Annotated in this window: 5 protein-coding genes; 3 read left to right on the forward strand and 2 right to left on the reverse strand. The window is 71.1% G+C overall.

What is annotated here, in order from left to right:
• From AB0M52_RS30910 to AB0M52_RS30920, 3 genes are all read left to right on the forward strand, one after another.
• The coding region (locus tag AB0M52_RS30910) for a PhoH family protein (RefSeq protein WP_363961029.1) at positions 1 to 697 on the forward strand (697 nt) is incomplete at its 5' end.
• A gap of 292 nt (positions 698 to 989) precedes the next feature.
• Entirely contained in the window at positions 990 to 1,670 is a 681-nt protein-coding gene (locus AB0M52_RS30915; RefSeq protein WP_363961031.1) for a lytic transglycosylase domain-containing protein, read from the forward strand.
• Between the two features lie 143 nt (positions 1,671 to 1,813).
• Positions 1,814 to 2,464: a rhomboid family intramembrane serine protease gene (locus AB0M52_RS30920; protein ID WP_111213847.1), complete on the forward strand. Its 651-nt coding sequence runs from the start codon at positions 1,814 to 1,816 to the stop codon at positions 2,462 to 2,464.
• Here AB0M52_RS30920 and AB0M52_RS30925 read toward each other — a convergent pair.
• Both AB0M52_RS30925 and glpX read right to left on the reverse strand, forming a co-directional pair.
• Positions 2,397 to 3,425: a DMT family transporter gene (locus AB0M52_RS30925; protein ID WP_363961034.1), complete on the reverse strand. Its 1,029-nt coding sequence runs from the start codon at positions 3,423 to 3,425 to the stop codon at positions 2,397 to 2,399. The two genes, AB0M52_RS30920 and AB0M52_RS30925, sit on opposite strands and share 68 nt — an antisense overlap.
• Positions 3,426 to 3,447: 22 nt before the next feature.
• Complete coding sequence (gene glpX, locus AB0M52_RS30930) at positions 3,448 to 4,479, reverse strand: class II fructose-bisphosphatase (RefSeq protein WP_363961036.1); 1,032 nt, start codon at positions 4,477 to 4,479, stop codon at positions 3,448 to 3,450.
• Positions 4,480 to 4,662: the final 183 nt, after the last annotated feature.

Here is a 4,662-nt window from a genome sequence, read left to right on the forward strand (position 1 = left end):
CGGCCGGGTGCTGCCGGACAAGACCGTCCGGCTGGTCCGCGGCGACCGTGAGGCGTTCGGCGTGCACGGCCGCTCCGCCGAGCAGCGGATCGCCCTCGATCTGCTGCTCGACGAGTCGATCGGCATCGTCTCGCTCGGCGGCCGGGCGGGCACTGGAAAGTCCGCCCTCGCGCTCTGTGCCGGGCTGGAGGCGGTGATGGAGCGTCGCCGGCACAAGAAGGTGATCGTCTTCCGTCCCCTGTACGCCGTCGGCGGCCAGGAACTGGGCTACCTGCCGGGCTCGGAGTCGGAGAAGATGTCGCCCTGGGCCCAGGCGGTCTTCGACACGCTCGGCTCAGTGGTGCACGAGCACGTGCTGGAGGAGGTCACCTCGCGTGGTCTGCTCGAGGTGCTGCCGCTGACCCACATCCGAGGCCGCAGCCTGCACGACGCCTTCGTCATCGTCGACGAGGCGCAGTCGCTGGAGCGCGGGGTGCTGCTGACCGTGCTGTCCCGGATCGGCCAGGGCTCACGGGTGGTACTCACCCACGATGTCGCGCAGCGGGACAACCTCCGGGTCGGTCGGCACGACGGGGTGACCGCCGTGATCGAGGCGCTCAAGGGGCATCAACTCTTCGCGCACGTCACGCTCAGCCGTTCGGAGCGTTCTCCGATCGCCGCGATGGTGACGGACCTGCTGGAGGACATCCCGCACTGATGACCGTTTCGGGCGTGTTGGGCTGCATTTTTTGAGTGACCCACGTCACAATTGAGGCTGATGGTTTCCCATCAGCCTCACTGTGCGCGATCGTGTCCGACGGGCGCCCACGCACCCGACGCATCGTTGGTGATCGTTCGTCACCCCGCGAGGGGTTCGGACGATTCGCCGGGGAGGCGGACGCGGTGCGTCTACGGCGATCGGCACGCCGGTCGCGGGCGCTCGCGGCGCGCTTCGGCCCAGTGCGGTCGCGGCCACGCCGCGTCCCTGACCCCGACGAAGGGATCACTTCGTGAGTCGGCTGTGGAGCCGGTTCGCCGCCCGCACCGTCGCTGTCGCCCTGCTCTCCGTGGGCGTTGCCGGCGGTTTCTATCTGGGCGAGGACCGCCAGTCTCAGCACCGGGGGCCCGACGCGCAGGTGGCCGGCAGTGTCACCGAGATCGACGTCGACTACCGGCAGGAGCAGCAGGTCTCCCGCCAGGTACGGGCCGCCCGGCAGCAGGCCGCCGAGACCAGGAAGCGGGCCCGGGCCGCCGCCGAGAAGGCCCGCAAGGCCGAGGAGGCGGCGCGCAAGAAGGCTGCGGAGGAGAAGGCGGCCAAGGAGGCCGCGGAGGCCGCCGCTCGGGCCGCGAAGCCGTACGACGGTCCGATTCCCGCCTCCTGCGAGGAGTACAGCGGCCACCGGAAGACCGGCTGCGCGCTCATGATCGACGCGGGGTTCGAAATCGACCAGTTCCCCTGTCTGGACAAGCTCTGGAACAAGGAGAGCGGCTGGAACCCCAAGGCCCACAACCGGTCCTCCGGGGCGTACGGCATCCCACAGGCGCTGCCGGGCAGCAAGATGGCCTCGGTCGGCGACGACTGGCAGAGCAATCCGGTTACCCAGATCAAGTGGGGGCTCGGCTACATCGAGGGCCGGTACGGCACCCCGTGCAAGGCCTGGACGCACTCGCAGAACAAGGGCTGGTACTGACCTGACCTGACGGCGGCGGGGGCGCGGGTGACCGTGCTCCCGCCGCCGTCGTTGTCGGTCCCGCGTTGCCTTCATGCGGCGGTGGACCGGTCTCCGTGGGCGAAAAGTGGCGGCTGCCGGCGTTTACTGATAGCTGTTGACAGGTGACGTTGCACCCCGGAAGTGGCGACCCCCACCGGTTCGGCACCGAGGCCTTCTACGCGGCGCTCGGCCGGGCCTTCGTGGCCATGTGCGCGGTGGTGCCGATCCTCTTCCTGATCGAGGGCCTCGACCAGTGGCTCGGTGCCGGCTTCGACTCCGCCGCCGGCATCATCCCGAAGCGCATCGAAGGGCTCGACGGGGTCTTCTTCTCGCCGTTCCTGCACCACGGCTTCGACCACCTCTACAGCAACAGCATTCCGCTGATTCTCCTCGGCACCTTCGTGCTGGCCGCGGGTGCCCGGCGGTTCCTCTGGTCCACCCTGGTGATCGTGCTGGTCAGCGGCCTCGGTGTGTGGTTCACCGGGTCGCCCAACACGATCGTCGTCGGGGCGAGCGGGGTCATCTTCGGCTACCTCGGCATCCTGCTGACCCGAGGCATCTTCGAGCGGAGCTGGTGGAACTTCGCCGTCTTCCTGCTGGTCGGCCTCCTCTACGGCGGCCAACTGGTCGGCGTCCTGCCCACCGACGAACGGATCTCCTGGCAGGGGCACCTGTTCGGGCTGCTCGGCGGCATCGTGGCCGCGATCATCTTCCGCCGTCGGCGGCCTGACCTCGACGGGTACCGCTCCGAGTCGCCGATGACCATGCCCTGAACCGGCCACCGAGGGCGGCGACCGCCACGGCGACGAGGGTGAGGCCGGCCCCGAGCAGGGTGGTGGGACCGGGGCGTGAGGCCGCCGTGGGAAGTAGCAGGTCCAGCAGCACCGCGCCGGTGACCTGACCGGCGATGGTGGCCAGGCCGAGCAGCAGCACGCCCGTGAAGCGGACCACCGCCGCGGCCACCGCGATGAACGTCACGCCGATCGGTCCACCCAGGTAGAGCCAGGGCTCGGCGGGCAGGCTCCCCGGTGGTCGACCCCGCAGGGCGAGGTCGACGGCGAACGCGGCCAGCAGCGCCGCCGTACCGACGGCGAAGTTGACCAGCGTGGCGGTCAGGGTGCTGGTCGTGGTCACCCGGACCCAGCCGTTGACCGCCTGCTGCCAGGCCACCCCGACACCCGCCAGCAGGGGCAGCACGGCCAGCACGAGGGCTGTCGGCTCGCCGAACCGGCCGCTGACGGCCAGCAGCACCGCCGCCACCGTCAGGACCGCGCCGGCCAGCCGGGCGACGGTCACCGGTTGCCGGCCGCTCGGGCCGACTCCCGCCCGGTCGACCAGCAGACTGCTGCCGGACTGGCCGGCGACCACCGCCACGGTGAACGCGGCCACGCCCAGGGCGCCGACGGTGGCGCCCTGGGTGAACACCAGGAACGCACCGCACACGCCACCGAGACACTGCCAGGGCCGCAACGTGCCGTCGGCGAGGGCACCACGCAGGGCGGCCAGGCCCCGGCGCCCGCCCCGGGTCGCCGGCACCAACACCAGCAGCACCAGCAGGCCCAGCCCGAACGAGACGACTGCGGCGGCGATGCCGTCACCCAGCCGTCCGCCGAGTTCGCCGTTGATCCGGGACTGGACGGCCACGGCGACCCCGGCGACGGTCGCCAGTCCCAACGCGCCGGCCCGGCGGCCGGCCGACAGTGCCGGCCGGGTCGCCGTTCCGGCCGCGCTCACGCCATCGCCTCGCCGCTCCCGCTCACGCCTGCTCGGCCAGGGGTCGGCCGTCGAAGTCCACCGCCGAGTAGAGCGCCAGCTTCTCCAACCGGTGGTACGAGTCGATCACCCGGATGGTGCCGCTCTTCGAGCGCATCACGATCGACTGGGTGTACGCCCCGCCGGCCCGGTACCGCACGCCGCGCAGCAGGTCGCCGGAGGTGACGCCGGTCGCCACGAAGAAGCAGTTGTCACCGGTGACCAGGTCGTCGGTGGTGAGCACCCGATCCAGGTCGTGCCCGGCGGCGATCGCCTTCTCCCGCTCGGCGGCGTCGCGCGGCCAGAGCTTTGCCTGCATCATCCCGCCCATGCACTTGAGGGCACAGGCGGCGGTGATCCCCTCCGGGGTGCCGCCGATGCCCATCAGCACGTCGACGTCGGTCTCGCCGCGCGCGGCGGCGATGGCACCGGCGATGTCGCCGTCGGAGATGAAGCGGATCCCCGCCCCGGTACGGCGGATCTGGTCGACCAGGTCGTCGTGCCGGGACCGGTCGAGCACGCAGACCGTGACGTCGGACACGCTGGAGCCCTTGACCTTGGCGATCCGGCGCAGGTTGTCGGCGACCCCGGCGTTGATGTCCACCACGTCCGCGTAGGCCGGGCCGACGGCGAGCTTCTCCATGTAGAAGACGGCGCTCGGGTCGAACATCGCGCCCCGCTCGGCGACCGCCAGCACCGCCAGAGCGTTCGGCATCCCCTTGCTCATCAGCGTGGTGCCGTCGATCGGGTCGACCGCGACGTCCACCTCCGGACCGGTGCCGTCACCGACCTCTTCACCGTTGAAGAGCATCGGGGCGTTGTCCTTCTCGCCTTCGCCGATCACCACGACGCCGCGCATGGGAATCGAGTTGATCAGCTTGCGCATCGCGTCGACGGCGGCACCGTCGCCGCCCTCCTTGTCGCCTCGGCCGACCCACCGGCCGGCGGCCATCGCCGCCGCCTCGGTGACCCGGACCAGGTCGAGGGCGAGATTTCGGTCGAGATTCTGTGGGGTTCGCGTGCTGGTGGTCGTCATCGAACGGCTCCTCCTCGCGGCGGTGCGGGGTTGACCGGGCCGGCGCTGCCGGCTTTGTTCCTGATCCTCACACGATGGCGGACCCGCGACCGGAGCGGGGCGGTGATGGGCCGGATACCGCCGGTCGGGCGGCTGCGAGAATAGCGGGGTGGAACCCGCACAGCCTGCCGACCGCGTGCCCGC

This window comes from Micromonospora sp. NPDC051296 (assembly GCF_040682255.1).
In the GTDB taxonomy this organism is placed as follows: domain Bacteria; phylum Actinomycetota; class Actinomycetes; order Mycobacteriales; family Micromonosporaceae; genus Micromonospora; species Micromonospora craterilacus.